Here is a 20,844-nt window from a genome sequence, read left to right as displayed (position 1 = left end):
TCGGCCTCGGCCACGCCATGGGCACCGAGCGACATGTCGATGCCGAGCCCGCGGCAGAAGTCGAGCGCGCCGGCCCGCACCGTCTCGGGGTCGCGGGCGTGATCGATCGCACCCTGCCGAAGAGCGAATGGACACATGCGGGTCAATTCGCTGCGGCACTTTGGCTCTGTCGCTATCGACGCGCGCTTACCGAAGCAGACGAAATACGANGTCGATGCGCGGCGCGGCCGACTATTTGGCCAGCCACCCGGATAACACGCCCCTTCATGTCGTGCATGCAGGCTTGATGGCGTCTCGCTTTGGTCATCCAGACTGGCTTTTCGCGTATTGGAGCCGCGAGAGGCTGTTCAGCGTGCCGGCGTCGCCGCCCGGGAACCAGGCGGGTCCCATCGCGCAACCGGTACCGTCCTGCCCAACCATGGATCGTTTCGCGCGAAACCGTGACACCGCGCTCGGCAAGGGCACCCTCAACAGAGCGAAGGCGCCGGAGAGAACCGATAGGTCGGTCACCCGCGCAACGGGGAGGTGACCCGTCTGTAGGCCGCGGCCGACATGAATGTGGGGGCATCGCAGGCCCTGTCATGGCTTCCATGACTCAGTTCGCGACTGCGATCGTGCAAGTGGCCACCCTGCCCGTCCGGGACCGGGCTTGGCTGCTCCCGTCTCCCGTCCGGAAAAACAACCTGCACTAGCCATGCGTCCGGGGCAGCCAGAACCCGCCTCCCGTCAGCAACGCCATCAACGCAGAGGACGGACTGGGAGAGCAGCCATGCCTCTACGGGAACGCAGCAACGTACGGAACGGCACACAGGCAGGCGTCGCGGCTCCTGACGGCACGCTGCCCTCCTCAACGGCACGTGAGCCGCGGAATGCGTACCGACGTCCGCTCAGAGCAACGGAGGACACGACGCGCTGCTGCAGCTCCACGACCAATGACAGGGCAGAAGCATGGCGCGAGTCGGAAACTCTCGGGACATATCGGCGGGGTCAGAGGGCTTTCCCCCCAACTGGGCGAAGCCAGAGGACCAAGGAGGACGACGGTGCAGGCCTCTTCGGCACGCGGGCCGGTTCAAGACCATGGCTATCGCCGGGCAGACATCGGAGGCAATTCCTCCATCTCCCTCCGGCCGAAGCGCTTGCCTTGGCACCGCGGGACCTGCGGGATCTGGATGGGAGGCGGAGGCTTGCAGGCTTTGGAGGATTTCGCGTGCGGCCATCGGGCGGAGCGGATCAATCATTACCGTCGGAGAAAGTCCGAATTGACTAAAGGCTACGAGACGGGAAGCAGAAACTCTCCGCGGGCGGTTCCGGCTGCCAAGATACCAAATTCAGGTCCGGAAGGCAGCCAGACCGAGGCCTTGGATTTCGGCAGCCCGCCTCTACGGCGCAGAAAGGAACGCGGCCGCGAAGGAGGACCAAGGACATCCCCCGATTTGCGCAGCCGCGCTGAGGAAGTCCGCCGGGCATGGGCTCCTGCAAGTCGACCGTCTTGGACACGTGCAGAGCGCGGAACGCGGCGACGGACCAAATTTCGCTTCAGTTCCGTTCGCCGCTACCGGTCCGGAATGCCCATGCCGGCCTTTGCCGCTGCGACCTTATCCGCGGATAAGGTCAGGCCAGCCCGTCGATCAAGGATGCGATCGCGCGCTCGAGCCGCGCCCGGTCGATCGAGGAGAAATCCCGTGCAACCTTGATCTCCAGACGTCCCGGACCAGCGGTGCATTTCACTTGGCCGGCCGAGCTTTCGATATGGAACGTGGTCTTGGTGCGCCCTGCCCTCGCGGGCTTCGCGGGCTTCTCTGCCGGAACCGGCATGCGTTCGTCCAAGCTGTCGCGCAGGACATGGCGGCGCAGGATCTCGAGTTCTTCTTCCATCTCGAGGTTGCCCTGTGCCGCAAGGTCTTCGCTGATCTGCGCTGCAAGCTCCGGCCTGTCCCGGATTTCGCGGGCGAGCGCCACGCCGAGAGCCCGCGAAATTCCCGTCGGGTAGCGAAGCGCGCCGCCGATCTGATCGAGCAGGAATGCGAAATTGCGGATGTAGTTCCGTTTCGAATAGGGCGCGGACTGGAAGAGCGAAGCGACAGCGGCACCCAGATCTGCCGCATCCGTCGCCGGATCCGCCGCGTAATTCTGCGCCGCATAGGCCATCTCGGCGAAGGACAGGTCCTTGCGGATGACGTTCTCGTCGACCATCCGGCGATAGAGACCGGCAATGTCGGGCGCCCCCGGCAGGACCAGTGCAGGGATGCGCGCCCAAACCTCGTCTCCGGTCTCGTCGCTGAGGCGGCGGTAGGCCATCAGGCGGCGATAGCCCTGAACCAGTTCATAGCCGCTGCCATCCGGCCGGGGCAGAACGCGGATCGGGTTGGACAGGCCGAGGTCGCGAATCGAGACCGCCAGTTCTTCCAGCTCGTGGTCTTCCCCGGGCATGCGGTCGCGCACCAGCATGGAGCTGTGCACGTCCTCCAGGGGCAGGGGACTGACCACATGGCCGGCCTCGCGCAGCGCCACGTATTCATGGGCAAGCGCGTCATTCTCCTCGCGGATCGCCTCGGCGGCTGACCTGCGGGCCTTCACTGCTTCGGCGTTCTCGGCAATGGCGCTCGCCATCGGCCCGCGCCGCGGCGGGCCGTCAGGCGCAGCCGGTTCCGGCGCGGGGGCAGGAGCGTCCGGCGCCCCCTCCTCCGGGAGATCGATGTCGAAAATCCGTCTTCTGCGGCTCATCCCTCGGCTCCTTCCACGGCCGCCTTATCCGCGGATAAGGTTGGGTCCCCCATGCTGTCCCAATGCGGCTGCATCACCGTCTTGAACTCGGCAAAGGCCCGGTCGAAGCTGGTCCGCGCGCGCCGCCAGGTTTCCCGGGTCATGTCGCGGTAGTCCATTTCGTAGATCGAATTGAGGAAGCGCCCCGACTGTTCCACCGCCCGCGTCATCTCGATCGGCTGCTGCGCGAGCTTGTCGCCGAACACCTTGCCGAAGGCCTCGAACATCGCCCGGTGCAGATCGTTGCCGGGCTCGTAGCGGGTCAGCAGGAAACGGATGTCGTGGAATGCCTTCGGCAGGGTGACCTTATCCGCGGATAAGGAACCCTCGAACCCGTAAGCCAAATCCTCGAGCGCTTCGGAAAGCTGGCCGATGAAGGAGGTCGTGCTGTCATATTCCCAGTAGCCGGGACCGGAGGGGATATAGAGCATGTCCGCCGCGAAGACAGCGTTCATCGACTGGTAGCCGATGGCCGGCGGACAATCGAAGAAGATCAGGTCCCACTGGTCGTCCGGCAGCTGGTCGAGATAGCGGTTCACCGCGGCGAAGAACGACCATTCCGGATTGAGGTGGCGGTACTGTGCGGAGGCGAACTCGACGAAGGCGGCATTGGCGCAGGACGGGATCAGGTCGATCGTCGGCCAGTTGGTCTTCTGGATGAAGTCGGCGACCCGCAGGTCCTGGATCCCGAGGTCGGTGATCGAGGCCGGCAGTCGGCGCTGGGGCAGGGCGGTGCCCGAAGCGGCCCCCCGCGGCGCGGCATTCTGCGCCTCTGTCTCATGCACCAGGTCACGGGCCATGATCCCCCAGACCGTGCGCTCCTCGCTGACGTCGTTCAGCCCCATCGAATGCGACAGCGTCGCCTGCGGGTCGAAGTCGACGCAGAGCACGCGGTAGCCGTCCAGCGCGGCGGCATGGGCGAAATGCAGCGCCACCGTCGACTTTCCCGCCCCGCCCTTGAAATTCGCGATCGCCGTCCGGAAGGCCCGCCCCTTCGGCCGCGACGGGACCAGTGACTTTCCGCGAGGCTTCAGCTTGCGGCGCAGCGTGTTGACCTCTTCGAGGGTGAACCAGCGCTGCCTTCCGTCCGGCTCGACCTTGCCCGCCGGAAGGCTGGGATCGGCTGCCATCTTTCCGCGGAAGGTGTTCTGGTTCAGACCGAGGATCAACTCGGCGACCTCCCAGGAAGAGAACCGCCGCAGGGTCTTCTCGCTTTCCGGCGAGAAGGTCTGTTCGCGGATCCAGCCCTGCATCTTGAGCGACCGGGTCTGGATCTCGCGTAGATCGCTGTGAGTAAGCACGATGCCTCCAAACGTAAAATTCTGTCTTTTTTCGATTTACGCTCAACTTGCATTTTCTGTCGAGTTGAAATCATCATGGCGGAGAACTTCGCCCAAGAGCGTTGCTTCCTTGGAAACCGGCGCCCTCGGGCCGAGCCTGCCTCGAATCGGCCGGCGGCGGCATTGACCAGGGAATCACGTGGTCCAATCCACGGATTGGGGGACATCGTCTCCGGATACGCCAGCCTTGGGGGGACATTCCATGCATTTGGAGGGACATCCAAGACGCCCCCCAATACCTATTCCAACCGGATCCTTCCGGTTCAGGAAGGCTGCTTGCTGACCCACTGATCGCGAATCCTTGACATTGCCCCGCTCCTGAACGCTAATCACCGCAAGATCGGGAAAAGCGTTTGAACAACCGCCAGAACAGAGCGCAACCCGGCCAACACACGACAGGCAGAGCTTCGCGACATGGCACAAATGCAGACAGGGATGGCGTCCCCATCGGGGAAAGGCGCAGCATTTGCCGGGCCCGGCAGCGCATCGCTGAAATACGACATCCTGACGGCACTGCTGGTCGCGGCAACCTGTGCCGATCCGGAAACTGCCCGGCTTGCCCTGCGGCTGTCCCTGCTGATCACAGCGCGCTACAACTGGCGCCAGGACAGCTTCATGGTCGGGCAGAAGGAGATCGCCCGGATGTGGGGCGTCACCGAGCGGACGGCAAAGCGCGACATGGCAACCATGCGGAGCCGCGGCTGGATCGAAGTCTCGGTGCCGGCAGCGCGGGGCAGGGTGGCACAGTACCGGATTCTCTTCGACGAAGTCCTCAGGGCCAGCGAGCCCTACTGGGCGGCCGTTGGGCCGGATTTCGCGGCCCGCATGGCCGGGCCGCAGGAGCCGCCAGCTGCCAATGTCGTGCCGCTCCAGAGGACCTCTGCAGAGCTGCCTGCGGGCGACGGGTCACTTTGGTCGGAAGCGCTGGCACAGCTCTCCCATGCTGATCCTGCTACGGCGAATGCGTGGTTTTCGCGGCTGACCCAGGTCGATGCGGCCGATGGCAGGTTGACGCTGATGGCGCCGTCGCGCTTCGTTGCCTCCTATGTCGAGACGCATTATCCGATGCGCATTCTCGCTGTGGCATCCGCCTGCGATCCGTCGATCCGGGCGTTGGACCTGATCTGGCCCGACACGGCGGGATGAGCTGTCCCGAAATGCAGAAAGGCGCCCGGCTTGACAGCCGGACGCCCTGTCATGCCCCTTGACCGGCCGGGTCAGGCGACTGGCGCGGACAGCGGGGTATCCTGGCCGCTCATCAGGGCGGCAAGGCAGCGGGCGCCGGCTGCGACGGGCTCGATGACCGGCAGCGGGCAAGAGGCGGCCACGGCCGGGACCGCTGCCGCCAGCGGCCCGCCGCCGACAAGCACGGCCTGCGCGCCTTCCGCGGCACAATCGAGTGCAAGCGCCGCCAGTGCTTCGGCCATGCTTGCGGGCGAGGACATGACTGCGGCGACATCGCCGTCCGAGATGCGCAGCGAGACCAGTCGGCCGGCATGTCCGTAGTCACGCACCTTGCCGAGGATCGAATCCCGCAGGGCAGGGGTGGTGGTGATGATCGAGAAGCGTCCGTGGCGGGCGGCCTCTGCCATGCCGGCCTCGGCAATGCCGGTGACCGGAACGCCGGCGTGCTCGCGCAACTGCGCCAGGCCGGGATCGCCGAAGGCCGAGACGAGGAGTCCGCCGACCCCGTCCGCCGCAAGGCTGCGCCCGACGGTCACGACCTGGCGGGGCCTTCGACGGCGATGCCCGGCGGCACATGGGATGCGGCGATCGCGGCCATCATCGCGGTCGTGGCGGCGTTGGTGTTCGGGTTCAGGAGGGCGAGGCGGCGGGTCATGCGGCCCGCTCCTCCGCCACCGGACAGGCGACCGCCCGTCCCGTATTCCGGCGGCAGCTTCCTAGAGACCTTTGCCACCGGATGCTTCGACGCCTGGTCGAGCGCCGCGGCGAGACGCAGGATTTCGTCGGGCGCCAGCCCGTCCGCACTGTCGATGGCGGTGATCTGCGGGCGGNGTCAGCGTCCCGGTCTTGTCGAGCACCAGCGTCCGGATCCGCGACATCGCCTCCAGCGGACGCGCGCCCTTGATCAGCACGCCCTCGCGCGCCGCCCGCGACAGGCCCGCGACCAGCGCCACCGGCACGGCGAGGATCAGCGGACAGGGCCGGGTCGAGGCCGATGCGCGCGGCCAGTTCCGACAGCGTCGCCGCGCTCTGCCGGAAACCCTGCCCGTGACGGGTCAGGAACCAGCGCAAGACCGGGCTCCGCCGCAGGCAGGCCTCGTCGAGGATCAGCCAGGCGGGCAGATGCCGCGGCGTGCCGTCGGGCGCGCGCTCGGCCAGCACCTCGCCGAGATTGAAGAGGTATTCGTTGGCGAAGCGGCGGCCATGGCGGTCGACGAGGAAGGCGCCGGGCTCGCGGTGGTGGAAGGTGCCGACCGGAAGGGTCTCTCCGGCAAGGCGTCCGGGCAGGGCCGGCGCGATATTGGCCTGGTCCATCCGCGCCATCTGCGCGCCAGCCGCTTCGGCCATGCGCTGGCCGTCGCCCGTGTTGCCGGGGGCGGAGGCGATCAGGTCGAGCGGACCGGCGAAATGCGCCGCGCGGCGGACCTTGTCGCGCTCGAACCCGCCTGTGGCAAGGACGACATGGCGGGCACGAAGCTCCGTGCCGTCCTCCAGTGCCACGCCTTCGATGCCGTCTGGCCGCCGCCGCGCCTGCCGCAGACATGCCGCCGGGGGTCTATGCCGAGGGCGACCGCCGACTGGCGCTGAACGTGATGGGAGCAGACACCGTGCTGACGCCGACCGCCTGGCCGGAGCGCATTGAAGGTCTCGACATCCGCCGCGAGACGCCGCTGAAGGGCGGGGTGCTCTCGGCGGCGCTGCTGTTGCTGATGGCCGACCTGCTGGCTTCGATGTGGCTCTCGGGCAAGATGCCCCGGCTGCGCCGCGCGGGCACCGCCGCGGTGCTGGCCGACGGAGCGGTGGGCGAGTTGCAGAACTTCTATGCCAGCTCGATCGATGGCCAACCTGGCCAAGTTGACGAAGGCGACAATGCGCTCGGGGGTGAGTTCGTCCTCGGTAACGGTCNGCGTGCGAGCTGGTGCGGGTCACTGCCTCGGCCGGTCTCGGCGAGATGCCTCCGCCATGCGTAGAACACCGCCTCGATGCCGCCGAGCTGCACCGCCGCGAAGCGCGAAGCACCGCCCGAGAACGTCGGCTGGCGGTGATAGTCGTCCCAGGGGCTTCCCAAGGCCGGCGATGTCACCGTCAATACGGTGCAGGACGGATCGGCCGCATCGGCGGAAACCGGCAACCGGCCGGTCGCGCGAACCATCACGACCCGCAACAATTTCNTGCTGTCGGGCGAATTCACCTACAACAAAAGCGACGTCACCAGCCGGCAATATGTCGTCGACACCGCCTTCGTCGTGCCACGCATCGACTATGATTTCGATGCCGGCCGGACGCCGCGCGTCAATTTCAACGGTTACGACGTCACCGACCGAGAACACGGCGTCGCAACGGGTGTGCGAGCGGATCGGCCTGACCCGTCTCGGACCGACCGGCGCGTACTACAACACGACGATGGAGCTGTTCGAGCGGACCGCGTGACCCCGGCNTGCATCTCGAATATCCGACCCGTGTGGTCTTCGACTCCGTCTCGCTCGGCGTGAACGAGGGTGACCGCATCGGCATCGTCGGCCGCAACGGCGACGGCAAGTCGAGCCTGCTCGGGATGCTCGCCGGGCTGCGCTCCCCCGACTCCGGCCGGAGGACATCGTGATGATGTGCAGGGGACGCCGGTCCTCGGCCAGCAGACGCACGGCCCAGCACAATTCCAGGCCATTCATCGGCCGGACTTCGAGGCTGGTGATCAGAACCCGGNTGAACTCGTGGACCGTGTGCCCTCGGGCTTCGAGCAACGATCCGATCACGCGTAGGACGACTTGGCTCGAATCGACGACGACGATCTGCATGAGGACACCGGTCCAAACCCGTGCCACCGTCATCCCCAAAACCTTAAGTCGATGCAAACCGGACCGCCGGCTGGCCTGTCCGGTGGTGTCCGGGCAGGCCGTTCCGGCGGGCGTCACGGGCGGTTGAACGCCGCCCGCATCGCGGTCACGTCGCCCTGCAGCACGCCGTGATGGCTGCCGGGCTCGGTCTCGACGGTGACATCGGCGCCGAGCGCGGAGAGCACTTCGGCCGAGCGGCGGATCCGCGCCATCGGGATATGCGGGTCCTCCTCGTGGTTCGAGACCCGCACGCGGATCCCGCTCAGGTCGGTGCCGTAATCGAACAGCTTCTCGGCCTGGCCGTAGAGCCCGGGCAGGGGCGGGCCGCCGCCATCGGCGGTGCCGACGAGGCCGCCCGAGCAGGCGAAGATCCCGGCGAAGGGACCGCCGTTGCGCGCCAGGTATTCCAGCGCGAGGCAGGCGCCCTGGCTGAACCCGGCGAGCCCGATCCGCTCCCGCGGCAGGCCTCGATATTGTCCTGCGGCGCGAGGAAGGAGGTCGGCCACCAGGAATTGCCCTCGGCCTCGGGCGCGGCCAGCGCCAGATCCGGCAGGCCCAGCCCTTCGCCCAGGGGCAGGATCGCGGCGGCCGAGGCCCAGCGGCCATGGATCAGCACCTGGTGGAATCCGTCGATCTCGCCGGGCGGGATGATCGCTTATTCGGGGGCGATGTTCCCGCAATACCGGGGGTCGCTGTTCATCGCCGCGCTGTCCGACAAGTCGCTGATCCGCGNTCTGGCTGCTGGAGGATGGCGGCAAGGGATCGGGTGGACGGTTGCTGCGGTTGACGGCCAGGTAAACAGCCCACGTAATGATGAAAACGGCCCTCCGTGTTCCTGCATACGCAGGAGCGCACCGGAACGGTCAGTCGCGCACGATCAGGACGCACCTGGTGGCCGCCGCCGATATCGACCAGGTGCAGCGGCTCGCCGGGGCGCTCGCGGAACGCCTCGGGCCAGTCGCGCGACGCCTCCGCCGAGGACCGGCCATGCGACTCCCCGACCTGCCGGAGCGCCGGATCGAGATGGGGCACGGCGGCGATCAGCGCGCGGGTATAGGGATGGACCGAACTGTCGAGGATCGTCTGGCAGGGGCCGATCTCGACGATCCGGCCGCGCCACATCACGGCGATCCGGTCGGCCATGTAGCGGACCACGGCCAGATCGTGCGAGATGAACAGGTAGGTGAGGCCGAGCTGGCGCTGGAGGTCCTTCAGCAGGTTGAGGATCTGGGCCTGCACCGAAACGTCGAGCGCCGAGCTGACTTCGTCGCAGACGATCAGGTCGGGCGCCAGCGTCAGGGCGCGGGCGATGCCGATGCGCTGGCGCTGGCCGCCGGACAGGCTGTGCGGATAGCGCGCGGCCGCGCCGTCATCGAGCCCGACCGCCATGAGCAGCGACGAGACGATGGCGCGGCGCTCTTCCGGCGTGCCGCGGCCATGGATGGCCAAGGGCNTCATCTGGATCCGCGTCCTGAGGCGGCGCAGCGCGTCGCCCTCGGCGGCCAGCACGTCGATCTGCCCGGGGCCGCTGCCGAGCGTCACGCTGCCCCGGTCGGCCTCGACCGCGCGCAGGATCAGCTTGCCGACCGTGGTCTTGCCGCTGCGAGGTCTTCAACAAGCCAGCGACACTTGTCGTCACTGCCGGCAATACCGACAACCCGGCAGCCCTCAAGCTTGCCCATTTGCCCTACCAGTGATCCGACGGCGCCGGCTGCAGCCNTAGGTTGTGAGAGGAACGCCTTCGGCAACTTTCAGTCTTGCCAGTTGATCGCCATGAGCAAGTATGTAGGTCTGCCAGTTAAGTAAGCCCTGCACAAAGTCACCGGGCTTGTATTGGCTGTGCCTGGATGTCTCGACAACACCGATACCGAGGTCGTCGATCCGCCGGTTCAGCCGCTCGGCCCGGGTGCGGATGGTGGCGAAGGCCCCGGCCAGCTCCGGGTCCGGCACGGCAGCGCCGATCTGCGCCTCCATCGAGATTACGGTNTCCTGCGCGGCGAGCCGGTCATTGGCCGCCCTTAGCGCCTCGGTCCGCGCGGCAATGATCTCGTTCAGCCGCGCCCAGTCGGCCTCCACCTCGCGCGCGCGGCGTCCCAGCGCCTCCGCCATGCGGTTGGTCTCGGCGAAGAGGCGGCCGGTCGGCGAAGGCTTCTTCACGCTGCGTACCACGGGCGTCAGCGACGCGCTCGCCTACACCCGCAACGGCAGCTTCTCGGTCGATTCGAACAACAACGTCGTCGACGCGCAGGGTTNCGGCACGCCCAAGGGCACCGCCAACGTCTCGACCGCGGTGCAGCTGTCGGCGACCTCGACCGTCAAGACGCCCACCGCGGCCAAGCCGTTCGTGCGCACCGATCCGACGACCTATAACAACTCGGTCGCGACGCGCATCTATGATGCCAANGATGATGCGTACCCATGGCATACGCCGGTAGTGAGCACTGAACTTCCCCGTGTACTTGCAAGGGATGTAGTTCTGGTAGGCATCGTGTTCCAGAATCACCACATTGGGCAGGGTANCGTACCGCGAAACATCCACATGCTCGCGGAAGTATCGTTTCAGGTTAGCCTGCTCATCGCTGCTCAGCCAACGGGTGTCGCAGCTACTGCACGCATCAGCGATACCGTCATACAGCCGATCCAGTATCGCTCGTTGCTCGGCCTGGACCACGGAGCCGGCGCGGCGGCAGGGGCCGGGGCTGCGGCATGGACGACGGCCGGGGCGGGCGCGACGGTCAGGGTGCGGCTGACGCGGACGGTCAGGCTGTCATCCTCGCCGTATTCGCGCTTGACCTCGAGATCGCTCAGGTCGTTCTCCCGCAGCAGCTTCGCCAGAGCTTCGATAAACGCCACATCGGCGCCGTGCGGATTGTCGGTCATGCGTGCCTCGTTCGATCCAATTTGGGGCTGAACGCCCGTCTTGGTCCGGTCATATATGGCAGCTTTCGGGGAGTGGAAAGCTGTCGCAGGCAGCTTTGGCAAGATCCATGCGGCAGATTCGCTTGATTTCGCTCAATGTACGGCCGCCCGGAGGGCTTTAACGACCTCGTGACCGAGCCGAACGGAAGCGGAGAACTGCCCATGGCCCCCGACATCGCGACTCCCGGAATTGCTGCAAGGCGACTCGATGACGAGGCGCTGGAGCGGAACTTTGCCGGAACGCCGGCCGCGCTCTCCCCGGACGAGGCCGTCGCCGCCGCGCGGGCCTGCCCGCCGGAGGCGCTGGCCCGGCTGGCCGCGGCCTGTCCCGACGGGATCGACATTCCAGGCTTCGTCGCGCGGATTGCCGAGGGCGATTTCGCCGGTGCCGCGGAGGTCATCTATGGCGCGAATATCCTGGGGGGCATCTGCGCGCGGGTGAATCCGCTCGACTGGATCTGCCGCGATCTGCCGCCCGAAGTGGCGCAGATCGCGCCGGTCGTGGCGCAGCTCCAGCGCTTCGCCACCGATCTGGCGATGGACGCGCCGCACCATCCCTTCGCGCGTGCCCCGGCCAGCGGCCCGCCCCCGGACAGCTCGTCCGCGCCGCGATACGCCGAGGGCACGACCTGGGCGATCTCCTTCGGCAGCGCCTCGGCCCATGCCGGAACCGCAGGCCTGTCGCAGGCGCCGGTGGCGATGACCACGGCTCTGGCGAACCACTGCCGCCCGCCTGCCACCACGCGGAAGCGCCCGTTCCCGCGCTCGACCGACTGCACCTCGCAGCCGGACACGACCGGGGCCGAGATCGCTTCGCGGTAGCTTTCGAGCCGGCCTGCGAAATCGGCGGCGGACATGAAGGCATCCGGTTCCGCATCGATCCAGGGCCCCGGCAGGCGGTTCATCCAGTTCGGGGTCAGCAGGTGCAGCCCCGGCCAGCGCTCGGAATGCCAACGTTCGCCCACCCGCCCGCGCTCGAGCAGGATGTGGTCGACGCCGCGTTGCGACAGGGACCAGCTTAGCGCGAGGCCGGCCTGGCCGGCTCCGAGGATCAGGACACTGGTTGCGGTGCTCATGGGGCTGCTCCGTTGCGATTTCTCCCGAGACTGACCGCGCCGCGTTTCGCCAATGCCTCGGGAAAGCGGCTTCCGCGTTTCGACTGTTTCAACAGGCCCGGCCGCGACCAAAGCAAACGGCCCGCAGCAAGACGCGGCGGGCCGTCAGGGAGGATGGGAGAAGGCGGGCGGGTCCAAAGCTGCCTTTGTCGGCCGAGGAGCCGCCCAAGGCGACGTTGCCGAAGCCGCGGGGGCAGAGAGCTTGGACGCCGCGCATCGGGCGCGGACTATAATTCTGGCGACAGATGCGGACCGCCCGCGTCTTGGCCAGCGCGGGCGGTCCCGTCGGGGAGCGGATCGGCTCAGGCGGCCATCTCGACCGAGACCGGCACGCCGTTGCCCAGCACATCGAAGACGGCGGAGCGGGCGACCGACTGCTCGACGATCTCGCGCAGCTTGTCCTGCGGGGCGTCCCCGCGGATGGTCACGGCCATGCGGATGCCGCTGAAGCCGTTGCGGGCCGTCTTGTCGAGGCCGAGGATGCCGTTGAGGTCGATGTCGCCCTCGATCCTGGTCTCCACCGCGTCCAGCTTCACCTGCCGGATCGAGGCGATGTTGCCGATGCCCGCGGTGATGCAGGAGGCCAGCGCCGCCAGCAGCAGCTCGACCGGGGTCACGCCGTTGTCGGCGCCGCAGAGCACCTGCGGATGATCGCATTCGACAGCGTAGCCGCGGCGGTGCTGCATGTCCTGCATGGCGCCGTGGAAGCCGGTGAAGGCGGTGCGGCTATGGGTGCCCGAGAGCCACTCCCCATCGGCGCGGAAGGTGAAATGCGCAATCTGCGGGGTCTCGCCCACCACGCCGAGCGTGGCGAGGAAGGCGGGCACGTCGACGCCGTTCATGGCGGTCTTGGCGGGCTTTTCGAGGGTCTGGGCCGTCATGTCTGAACTCCTGTCCATGGGGTGCTTTGAACTCGTCGGGCGCTGTGCCCTTCCGATGGACGGAAGTTCTGACGCCTGCATGTTTCAGGCCGATTGTGCGGGCCGTTTCATTCGTTTCACGCGGCGAATTCGGAGGGATCAGGCCGCCGCCGCCCAAGTTCGCACATTGCGCGACTCCGGCCCTCAAACGGGCATTTTTGCAGAAGTCACCGTCGGGGCGTGATGCCGCTTTCCCCGGCTGAGGTCAGGCCACGTGTTCGATCTCGGACCTGTCGCGGTCGAAAATTTCCTTTGTCTTGCGCCTTGCATGGGCTTTGATGATGGGTTGGGTAGCCCCTCCTGATCCTATCCGGATCACCGTGGCACAAGTGCCGTCAGGAGGGGCTACCCAACCCATCATCAAAGCCCAGCCGTGGATCCGGCTCCAGGCGGCGTCGGGATTGATCAGCCGGTGGTCCGGGTCCGATCCCCAGCGATGCAGGAGCTTCCGGGCGAAATACAGGATTGCGGTGTCGTCCCCGAGCACCGTGCGCCAGTCGGGATCGCCGGCCAGCGGCCAGGCTTTCGCGATCGCGCGGCCGGGCCCGGTCAGGCGGAGGATGGCGGCAACGGCCTCCTCCACCATGGGCGCAAGGGCAGGCGCCACGAGCTTCGGGGCGATCTTGCCGCCCTTGGCCGGATAGCCGCGGACATAGAGCTGGCCCTCGTCGCGGAACAGGCAGTCGGCGGGGAGCGTGACCAGCTCGCCGACACGCCAGCCGCAGGCAAGGTTGAGCGCGATTGCCGACAGCAGCAGCCGGTCGTCATCGGGGATATCCTCGCGCGGCAGAAGCGCGAGCAGGTCCATCAGCACCGCATCCGGGATGAGTTTCGCGGAGCGGCCTTCATCGGTCCCCTTGGTGCCATGGCGGGCGGCCGCCGTCTTCGGCGCCTTGTAGTCCAAGGCAATGCCGTAGAGACGCCGAAGCTCGCCGGCCATCGCCGCGAGAGCATCCAAGTAGCCGCGGGACTTGACCAGCAGCTTCGCTTCGGCAAGGTGGACATCGCCGGAGGTCAGGCCTGAAAGAGGTCGTGCGCCCAGAACGTCGCCGAGAGCCCGGGCCGCGGCAAGGTAATGTCTGGCGCGAACTGGGCCGATCCCTCTTTTTTCCGTCTCCGTTCCAGTATGATGACCTTCGCGGCGTCCCGCATGTCCGGGTGGGCGATCTTGCCGAAGGTCAGCGTCTCCTTGCGGGGCCGGGCAACTGTCCCATGCCAGGAGCCCAGCTCCCACTCATCATCGGCAAAGCCGGTGCCGTCCGGCAGCAGAAGTTCGAGGGCTCCGGCGTCAGGCCGCAGCACGGGCTTGACCGCATTCAGCGCGCGGAGAAGGACCGGATCAACCATCTTCCATCCCCGCAGCTATCCCGGCCGCCCGGAGGCCTGCATGGATGCGCGCGAAGTCGTCCTGGATGCGGGTGCGTTGGGCATTGCCTTCGGCCCGCCGCCAGCGCTCGTGCTCGCCGCGCACGTAATCCTCTGCGGCACCGACATCGGCATCGCGGAAGAACAGGAAATGCGCGCATCCGGCGAGGCAGGCCGCGAAAGGGCTGTGGGGACAGGTCCCGGTCCTCCCGCATTGCCCGATGATCGCGCGGTTCTCCGGGTCGGGCACGATGACGGGCTTGTCGATCTTCCCCGCGGGCCGGGGCACGACCTTGCCCTGGAAGCTGCTGGCCAGGTCGGAGAACACTCCGCCCAGGGCCCGGTCGGCGCGCTCGAGCGCCGGCGTCATGTCGTTGCCGACCGCGTCGATATAGGCGTCCACGGCATTGTCCGAATAGTGTTCCAGGAATTCGCGGATATCGGCCTTCGACCAGCCCTTGCGGGCCCGCTGCGTGGCGACGGTGTGGCGCAGGCGGGTCGGCGTCACATGCAGCGGCTTCCCCGTCCGCGGACTGATGATCCCGACCCGGGCAATCCAGTCCTGGAGAAGCTTCGTGCATTCCCCGGCAGCCATTGGCCCGGCCACGCGCGTCTGGTCCGTCAGCGGCGTCACGAAAAACAGCCCGAAATGCGCCTGCGCCTCCCGGATGGCCGGGCGTTCCGCGAAACGCATCAGGTCGTCGTAGAGATCGTCGGGAAGGTCGTAGGGCCGCGGCGCGCTGTTGCGCTGCGCCTTCGCGCCGGGCACGTAGATGACCGCGGGCAGTCCCGGGTCCTGCGGGCGGCGGAAAATGCCGTCGGCCGACACGGCAAGCATCTGCGCGGGCCGCCGCCCGAGGGCCGCCAGCGTGCGCAGCAACACCCTTGAAAAATGCTCCGTGTCGGTTTCCGGCTGCGGCGGCGGCAGGAGGTTGCCGCGCAGAACCTCGAGTTCAGACGTGGTCAGCGCGCCGGACCCGGGGTCCCACGCGCGCACATCGGCCAACGCGGTCCTGCTCGACAGCCGATATTGCCGGAGCTGCTCCAGCTTTTCCTCGGTGCATCCGGGATGGCCCATGCCCTCAAGATCGGCGTAGAGCGACCTGAAATAACCGGCATATTCCGCGCTGACCGGTTGGAGCCCCAGCATCACGGCTGCCAGTTCGGCGGCGGTCAAGTCGCCCAGCGAGGCGTGCCCGTCAAAGGCTGCCGGCGACATGTCCTGCAACGCAGCGAGCATGGTCCCCATCCTCGCCAACTCCCGTCGACATCGGACCCGAAGGCGCTGGATCAGCACGGCCTTCAGTTCCGGCAGGACCCATGCAGGCAGGTCGAAGGCGTTCCAGTCGATAGAAAAGACAGTTCCGTTGAACCTTGTCCGCCAGAGCCCGCCATCGATCCGCACATAGACCGGGTCCGCGATGCGGTTGAGGTTCTGCACGTATTCGGCCCCGTCCGGCGAGAGCCACAGGTCGCGCCCGGCGTCATGGGCGAGCGCGACTTCTGCCCCGTCCTCGCGCCGGTACAGCCCCGTCTCCGGGTTGAACCGGAGGTCGTCGGTGATGACCCGGCGGGTCAATCGAGTGCGCTCCAGGTTGCCTTGCCGTCCGTCCCATCGAGGACGAGGGCGGCGCCGCGCGCCTTGTTCCGGCGCGCGGTTGCGGTATAGATGTCGAGACTGTCCTCGGAGGACCAGCCGCCCCAGTAGCCGAGGCCCTGGCGCTTGTCCTCGCGCTTCAGCGGATCCTCGATGGCGTCCATCAGGACATAGGCCCGGTTGAAGAACGAGTGGCGCGCCGCGTGCCAATGGAAATCGACGCCGGTTTCCGCACGGATGAAGGCGGCCCGCCGCTGGGCGCACTGCATCGACAGGGGCATGCCGTCGGTGGCGTTGATGAGGAGATAGGGGTGTGCGAACCGGGTCTTCTGGTACCGGGCGCCGCTCTTCCTGCTGGCCCAGACCCAGCGGTGGCTCGACTGGTAGCGGCTGAAGAGCTGCGGAAAGCGCGAATTCCTGAAGTAGCAGCCGGGATCGCGGCCGAGGGTCTTGACCTGCGGCGCCCTCGGTTCGCGGGGGTCGACAAGGTCGCCGCGGTGCTCGATGCGCAGGATCTTCAGCCAATCCTGTGTCCGGGACGGCAGGTCCTCGAGACGCAGCGCGAGGATCTGCCGATGCGCAATCCGTATTCGATCGGCATCCGCCACATGAGATAGTCGCGGGCGGCAACGCGGCTGTCCGCCCCTCCGCTTGCCGCGGCATGGGCGAGGAATGTCTCGATCTCCCGGATTTCCGCGTCTTCCAGGTCTTCGGCGACCTCCTCCTTCGCGACATCGAGCGGCTTGATCTGCCGCCAGACCTTGCCATGCGCCTCGAGGGCACGGGCCATGGCATCGGCATCGCCCGCATTGCCTTCGGAGACGGCCCATCGGGAAAAGCGCCGCGCGCCGCGGAGCGTGGCATTGACTGTCCCCGCGGCCGCTGGGGCAATCGCCGTCCTGCCGATGCCGGACCGCGCCTTCAGCCAGGAGAAAAAGGCCCGGCACTGCGTCAGGGTCGGCGGGTGCCCCCGGGCAAGCTGGAGGCACAGGTCCGGGGCATTGGCGGCCGCCCATGACAGCAGGACCGCGGCCGACTCCAGCTCCTTCCTTGCGGTGTTGCCCTTGACGCTCGTGGCATGGAGGTGGGCGGCATAAAGGCTGCCGAGGATGTCCGGCTCGAGGGGGTCGCGGGCTTGCAGGAGCCACTGATCTCCGGCCATGCCGTCTGCGCCCATGACGGGGACAATGCGGATTGCCAGATGCTCCCTCTGCTCCATATCTGTAAACCTACCATTTCTAGCAACACCCTATACACATTAACAAAATACAGTCTACTGATAATTTACGGTCTCGAAGGAGAGTTGTTCGCTGCAATTTTCTTGCGGCAGTGTGCGCTCAAGGGCCCTGAAAACACAAAAAACCCCGCCAAACCTGAGGCTTGGCGGGGCGTTGTCAGCTCGTGGCTGAGGTTTCTACTTTACTCTCTGTTACCGAGAAATGACAGGAGGAACATGAAGAGGTTGATGAAGTCCAGGTAGAGCGACAGCGCGCCCATGATCGCGGACTTGCCCAGCCATTCCTGGTCGGCATGCTGTGCATGCGCGATGTAGTCGGTCTTGATCCGCTGGGTGTCGTAGGCGGTGAGGCCCGCGAAGACCAGAACGCCGATCACCGAGATCGCGAAGGACAGCGCCGAGGAGGCGATGAAGATGTTGACGATCGACGCCACCAGGATGCCGATCACGCCCATCATCAGGAAGGTGCCGAAGCCCGACAGGTCCTTCTTGGTGGTGTAGCCGTAGAGGCTGAGGCCGGCGAAGGCGATGGCGGTGATCAGGAAGGTCTGGGCGATCGATTCACCGGTGAAGACCAGAAAGATCGAGCTCAGCGACAGGCCCATCACCGCGGCGTAGACGTAGAACACCAGCTGTGCGGTCGCCGCCGACATGCGGTTGATCCCGGCGGAGAGGCCGAAAACGAAGGCGAGCGGGGCGAACATGATCACCCATTTCAGCGGGCTGGCATAGATCGCCTGGCCGAGGCCGGTCAGCGCCTGCTGGCCGGTGGACGGGTCGGTCGCGACCGCGAGGCCGGAAATGGCCCATGCCGCCAGGGCGGTCAGCAGCATGCCCACGGACATGGTGCCGTAGACCTTGTTCATGTGGGCCTTCAGGCCCGCGTCAATTGCAGCCGTGCGGACTCCGGCGGTGCCGCGCATCGTCTGGAAGTCAGCCATTGGTTGCCTCCTCGAGTGAAAAACAGGTGCAGCCCCGGACGGGGCCGCGGCTCAGCTAATCATAAAGGCATCCGGGCGGCCGCTTTCAAGCGGATCAGCGGCGGACCACGCAAATTTGCGACAGATTCTCAGACCGCCGGTTCGATCGCCGAAAATCCCGCCAAACCGGTCATTTCCACCAATCCGGGGCATCCCAGAAGGGCTTTTGCGCTTCGCGCTCGGCCTGGGCTGTGGTCAGGCCGACATCCTGCAAGAGATGTGCGTCGAGCTGCCGCAGATGGCGGCGCTGCCGGCGCAGCGCGAAAAACCGCGACAGGCGCAGCTTCGGCAGCCGGGGCAGGAAGGGAAGGCGGGCGGTGCGGGGGCAGGCTTGGCCGGACATGGAACATCCTTTCGTCTGTGTGATGAAAAAACTGGAACACATCATGTGAGCTGATGTATGATCTTTCCTGATCCATTTTTGAAACGAATGTTTGTTGACCAATACATCACGAGGTTTGATATGTCGCGTGTCCTCGACCTGGCCGCCCTGCGGTCGCTGATCACCATTGCCGAGCTTGGCGGCGTCACGCGGGCAGCGAATGTGCTGAACCTGACGCAGTCGGCGGTCTCCATGCAGATGAAGCGGCTGGAGGAGGCGCTCGACGTGCAGCTCTTGAACCGGCAGGCGCGGAGCGTGACGCTGACCTCGGCGGGCGAGCAGCTGGTCGGCTATGCGCGGCGGATGCTAGAGCTGAACGACGAGGCGGTGACGCGGCTGACCACGCAGGATTACGAGGGCCGCCTGACGCTCGGCGTGCCGCATGACATCGTCTATCCGCATATCCCCGGCGTGATGCAGCGCTTCGCGGCCGAATTCCCGCGGGTGAAGGTGCATCTGGTCAGTTCCTTCACCCGCGGCCTGCTCAGGCAGCTGGAGGACGGCAGCTGCGACGTGATCCTGACGACGCAGGAATCCCGTCCCGAGGGCGCCGAGACGCTGGCGACGCTGCCGATGGTCTGGATCGGCGCGAAGGACTCGCGGATCTGGCGCGACCGGCCGCTCCGGCTGGCCTTCGAGCCGAATTGCCTGTTCCGTGCTCCGGTCCAGGCGGCGCTGGAGGCCGAAGGCATTCCCTGGGACCTCGCGGTCGAGGCCGACAGCTCGCGCACCGTCGAGGCCAGCGTGGCGGCAGATTTCGCGCTTCAGGTCATGCTGCGCGGAGCGATGCCGGTGGGCTGCGAGGAGGTGCCGGACTGCGCGGGGCTTCCGGCTCTGCCCTCCATGCATATCAACATGTACCGCCGCAACGGCATGCCCAGCCCCGCGGTGGAGCGCATCCAGGCGCTGCTGCGGCTGGCCTATGGCGCGCCGGGCAGCGGCGCGGAGCGCACCGCCGCCGAATAGCCTGCGTCAGATCGCGATGACGATCTTGCCGGTGGATTTCCGCTCGCGCAGCAGCGTCATCGCCTCCTCGACCCGGTCGAGCGGCAGGACGTGGCTGACATGCGGCTTCAGCCGGCCCTCCGCGTACCAGCCGAGCAGCGTCTCCAGGCTGCGTGTCAGTGCCGGCTCGTTGAATTTCAGGTAGCCGCCCCACCAGAAGCCGATCACCGAGACATTCTTGACCAGCAGGTGGTTCGCCGGGATCTGCTGGACCTCGCCGCCGGCGAAACCGATCAGGAGATAGCGTCCCTCGGGCCGGCAGGCGCGGAAGCAGGGGGTGAAGAGCGGCCCGCCGATCGTGTCGTAGACGACATCGGCGCCGCCCAGCTCCTTCAGCGCGCCGCGCAGATCGGGATGGTCGCTGTCGATCACCTCGTCCGCTCCGGCCGCCCGCGCCGCCGCCAGCTTGGCCTCGCCGCGGGCGCAGGCGATCACCCTTGCGCCCATCAGCTTGCCGATCTCCACCGCCGTCAGCCCGACACCGCCCGCGGCCCCGGTCACCAGCAGCGTCTCGCCGGGCTTCAGCCGCGCCGCATGCTCCAGCGCCAGATGCGAGGTGCCATAGGCGATCTGGAACCCGGCAGCTTCCGTCACCGGCATTCCCGCGGGCAGTTTTAGGCAGCGGGAGGCCGGAAAAGCGCCGTATTCGGCCAGCCCGCCGGACCCTGCATAGACTGCAACCCGTTCACCTGCAGAGAGATTCGCCACGCCGTCGCCGACCGATTCGACGGTTCCGGCCAACTCGAGTCCAAGTGTCGCGGGCAGCGGCGGGATATCCTGATATTTCCCTTTCGCCATCAGGAGATCGGCAAAGTTCAGCCCGCAGGCTTCTATCCTCAGAAGAACCTCTCCGGCTTTTGCAGTCGGTGCATCGACCTCAATCAGAGCGGGAGCCCGCTCGAAGTCGGAAATTTGGTAAGCGCGCATGACAAACCCCATTTACAGTGCTACGTGTTTACCCAGTAGTAAATTCTAGGAAAGGTGGTCTTTGGCAGGTCTTCCGCATTTCAATGGCGTCAGCCAGCATTCTGCGGTGGGCATGTCCCGAGATTCGCAACGTATATCAACAGTCTCAACGGAAGTCCGGTCTCCGGGACCCTTAGGGGAGGGGGGTTTTGCGGGAACCGGAGGAGGATACATGCTTTTTGAAGTTTTGCCGCAGGCCGCAACGTGGGCATTGACCCCGCAGCCAGCCCTGCATG

General features: G+C 66.7%; 19 protein-coding genes and 7 pseudogenes. 5 read left to right on the top strand and 21 right to left on the bottom strand.

Annotation, left to right across the window (positions count from 1 at the left end):
* Positions 1 to 1,611: 1,611 nt before the first annotated feature.
* Both C7T91_RS27595 and C7T91_RS27590 read right to left on the bottom strand, forming a co-directional pair.
* Positions 1,612 to 2,724 carry a ParB/RepB/Spo0J family partition protein gene (locus C7T91_RS27595; protein ID WP_108263074.1) on the bottom strand — a complete coding sequence of 371 codons (1,113 nt, stop codon included), beginning with the start codon at positions 2,722 to 2,724 and terminating at the stop codon, positions 1,612 to 1,614.
* Positions 2,721 to 4,064, bottom strand: a complete 1,344-nt coding sequence (locus C7T91_RS27590; RefSeq protein WP_108263072.1) for an AAA family ATPase — start codon at positions 4,062 to 4,064, stop codon at positions 2,721 to 2,723. Before C7T91_RS27590 ends, C7T91_RS27595 begins: the two co-directional genes overlap by 4 nt.
* 474 nt (positions 4,065 to 4,538) lie before the next feature.
* Between C7T91_RS27590 and C7T91_RS27585 the strand changes: the two genes are divergently transcribed.
* Positions 4,539 to 5,249, top strand: coding sequence for a DnaA N-terminal domain-containing protein (locus tag C7T91_RS27585; RefSeq protein ID WP_108263070.1), 711 nt, complete (start codon positions 4,539 to 4,541; stop codon positions 5,247 to 5,249).
* A gap of 71 nt (positions 5,250 to 5,320) precedes the next feature.
* On the opposite strand, the gene C7T91_RS27580 is transcribed toward C7T91_RS27585, so the two are convergent.
* The 4 genes and pseudogenes from C7T91_RS27580 to C7T91_RS40520 all read right to left on the bottom strand — a co-directional run.
* Positions 5,321 to 5,824 (bottom strand): aspartate/glutamate racemase family protein, encoded by a 504-nt coding sequence (locus C7T91_RS27580; protein WP_108263068.1) that lies wholly within the window; start codon positions 5,822 to 5,824, stop codon positions 5,321 to 5,323.
* Entirely contained in the window at positions 5,821 to 5,943 is a 123-nt protein-coding gene (locus C7T91_RS38165; protein ID WP_269102630.1) for a hypothetical protein, read from the bottom strand. The genes C7T91_RS27580 and C7T91_RS38165 overlap by 4 nt, the downstream gene beginning before the upstream one ends.
* A gap of 69 nt (positions 5,944 to 6,012) precedes the next feature.
* Positions 6,013 to 6,268, bottom strand: a pseudogene (locus C7T91_RS37210) (heavy metal translocating P-type ATPase); the annotation flags it as partial.
* A 127-nt stretch (positions 6,269 to 6,395) separates the two neighbouring features.
* Positions 6,396 to 7,217 (bottom strand): annotated as a pseudogene (locus tag C7T91_RS40520) (FAD-binding protein); the annotation flags it as partial.
* Positions 7,218 to 7,749: 532 nt separating this feature from the next.
* Between C7T91_RS40520 and C7T91_RS38160 the strand changes: the two are divergent.
* Positions 7,750 to 7,890, top strand: coding sequence for an ATP-binding cassette domain-containing protein (locus tag C7T91_RS38160; RefSeq protein ID WP_330848899.1), 141 nt, complete (start codon positions 7,750 to 7,752; stop codon positions 7,888 to 7,890).
* A 306-nt stretch (positions 7,891 to 8,196) separates the two neighbouring features.
* Here the strand turns inward: C7T91_RS38160 and C7T91_RS27550 are convergent, their stop codons facing one another.
* From C7T91_RS27550 to C7T91_RS38150, 3 genes and pseudogenes are all read right to left on the bottom strand, one after another.
* Complete coding sequence (locus tag C7T91_RS27550; RefSeq protein WP_236638538.1) at positions 8,197 to 8,628, bottom strand: alpha/beta hydrolase; 432 nt, start codon at positions 8,626 to 8,628, stop codon at positions 8,197 to 8,199.
* 190 nt (positions 8,629 to 8,818) lie between these two features.
* Positions 8,819 to 9,244 carry an ABC transporter ATP-binding protein gene (locus C7T91_RS38155; RefSeq protein ID WP_269102637.1) on the bottom strand — a complete coding sequence of 142 codons (426 nt, stop codon included), beginning with the start codon at positions 9,242 to 9,244 and terminating at the stop codon, positions 8,819 to 8,821.
* Between the two features lie 150 nt (positions 9,245 to 9,394).
* Positions 9,395 to 9,712 (bottom strand): annotated as a pseudogene (locus C7T91_RS38150) (ATP-binding cassette domain-containing protein); the annotation flags it as partial.
* Positions 9,713 to 10,034: 322 nt separating this feature from the next.
* Here C7T91_RS38150 and C7T91_RS40515 point away from each other — a divergent pair.
* A pseudogene (locus tag C7T91_RS40515) lies at positions 10,035 to 10,325 on the top strand (hypothetical protein); the annotation flags it as partial.
* Positions 10,326 to 10,785: 460 nt separating this feature from the next.
* Here C7T91_RS40515 and C7T91_RS27520 read toward each other — a convergent pair.
* Positions 10,786 to 11,002 (bottom strand): annotated as a pseudogene (locus C7T91_RS27520) (acetyl-CoA carboxylase, biotin carboxyl carrier protein); the annotation flags it as partial.
* A gap of 135 nt (positions 11,003 to 11,137) precedes the next feature.
* On the opposite strand from C7T91_RS27520, the pseudogene C7T91_RS40105 reads away from it, so the two are divergent.
* Positions 11,138 to 11,524: pseudogene (locus C7T91_RS40105) on the top strand (hypothetical protein); the annotation flags it as partial.
* On the opposite strand, the gene C7T91_RS40100 reads toward C7T91_RS40105, so the two are convergent.
* The 9 genes from C7T91_RS40100 to C7T91_RS27475 form a co-directional block, all read right to left on the bottom strand.
* The gene (locus C7T91_RS40100) at positions 11,443 to 12,117 is read right to left on the bottom strand and encodes an NAD(P)-binding domain-containing protein (protein WP_108263132.1); all 675 of its coding nucleotides are present in this window, start codon (positions 12,115 to 12,117) and stop codon (positions 11,443 to 11,445) included. The pseudogene C7T91_RS40105 and the gene C7T91_RS40100 overlap by 82 nt on opposite strands.
* 341 nt (positions 12,118 to 12,458) lie before the next feature.
* Positions 12,459 to 13,037, bottom strand: a complete 579-nt coding sequence (locus C7T91_RS27505) for an OsmC family protein (RefSeq protein ID WP_108263062.1) — start codon at positions 13,035 to 13,037, stop codon at positions 12,459 to 12,461.
* A 244-nt stretch (positions 13,038 to 13,281) separates the two neighbouring features.
* Positions 13,282 to 14,016, bottom strand: coding sequence for a hypothetical protein (locus tag C7T91_RS27500; RefSeq protein ID WP_108263060.1), 735 nt, complete (start codon positions 14,014 to 14,016; stop codon positions 13,282 to 13,284).
* Between the two features lie 74 nt (positions 14,017 to 14,090).
* Positions 14,091 to 14,423 (bottom strand): hypothetical protein, encoded by a 333-nt coding sequence (locus tag C7T91_RS27495; RefSeq protein ID WP_108263058.1) that lies wholly within the window; start codon positions 14,421 to 14,423, stop codon positions 14,091 to 14,093.
* The gene (locus C7T91_RS33000) at positions 14,416 to 16,020 is read right to left on the bottom strand and encodes a site-specific integrase (RefSeq protein WP_161556139.1); all 1,605 of its coding nucleotides are present in this window, start codon (positions 16,018 to 16,020) and stop codon (positions 14,416 to 14,418) included. Before C7T91_RS33000 ends, C7T91_RS27495 begins: the two co-directional genes overlap by 8 nt.
* Positions 16,017 to 16,646 carry a hypothetical protein gene (locus C7T91_RS32995; protein WP_161556138.1) on the bottom strand — a complete coding sequence of 210 codons (630 nt, stop codon included), beginning with the start codon at positions 16,644 to 16,646 and terminating at the stop codon, positions 16,017 to 16,019. The genes C7T91_RS33000 and C7T91_RS32995 overlap by 4 nt, the downstream gene beginning before the upstream one ends.
* Positions 16,556 to 17,257 (bottom strand): hypothetical protein, encoded by a 702-nt coding sequence (locus C7T91_RS32990; protein WP_161556137.1) that lies wholly within the window; start codon positions 17,255 to 17,257, stop codon positions 16,556 to 16,558. Before C7T91_RS32990 ends, C7T91_RS32995 begins: the two co-directional genes overlap by 91 nt.
* Before the next feature lie 200 nt (positions 17,258 to 17,457).
* Complete coding sequence (locus C7T91_RS27480; RefSeq protein WP_108263051.1) at positions 17,458 to 18,216, bottom strand: Bax inhibitor-1/YccA family protein; 759 nt, start codon at positions 18,214 to 18,216, stop codon at positions 17,458 to 17,460.
* Positions 18,217 to 18,385: 169 nt separating this feature from the next.
* A complete protein-coding gene (locus tag C7T91_RS27475; RefSeq protein ID WP_236638536.1) occupies positions 18,386 to 18,700 on the bottom strand; it encodes a DUF1127 domain-containing protein in 315 nt (104 codons plus the stop codon).
* 18 nt (positions 18,701 to 18,718) lie between these two features.
* On the opposite strand from C7T91_RS27475, the gene C7T91_RS27470 reads away from it, so the two are divergent.
* A complete protein-coding gene (locus tag C7T91_RS27470; RefSeq protein WP_108263047.1) occupies positions 18,719 to 19,603 on the top strand; it encodes a LysR family transcriptional regulator in 885 nt (294 codons plus the stop codon).
* Between the two features lie 6 nt (positions 19,604 to 19,609).
* Here C7T91_RS27470 and C7T91_RS27465 read toward each other — a convergent pair whose 3' ends face one another.
* Positions 19,610 to 20,236, bottom strand: a complete 627-nt coding sequence (locus tag C7T91_RS27465) for an NADPH:quinone oxidoreductase family protein (RefSeq protein ID WP_330848903.1) — start codon at positions 20,234 to 20,236, stop codon at positions 19,610 to 19,612.
* Between the two features lie 24 nt (positions 20,237 to 20,260).
* Positions 20,261 to 20,569 (bottom strand): annotated as a pseudogene (locus C7T91_RS38760) (alcohol dehydrogenase catalytic domain-containing protein); the annotation flags it as partial.
* Between the last annotated feature and the right edge of the window lie 275 nt (positions 20,570 to 20,844).

The sequence above is a fragment of the Mangrovicoccus ximenensis genome (genome assembly GCF_003056725.1).
GTDB lineage: Bacteria > Pseudomonadota > Alphaproteobacteria > Rhodobacterales > Rhodobacteraceae > Mangrovicoccus > Mangrovicoccus ximenensis.
The sequence above is the reverse complement of the archived record's forward strand: the minus strand, read 5'-3'. Positions and strand labels throughout refer to the sequence as shown.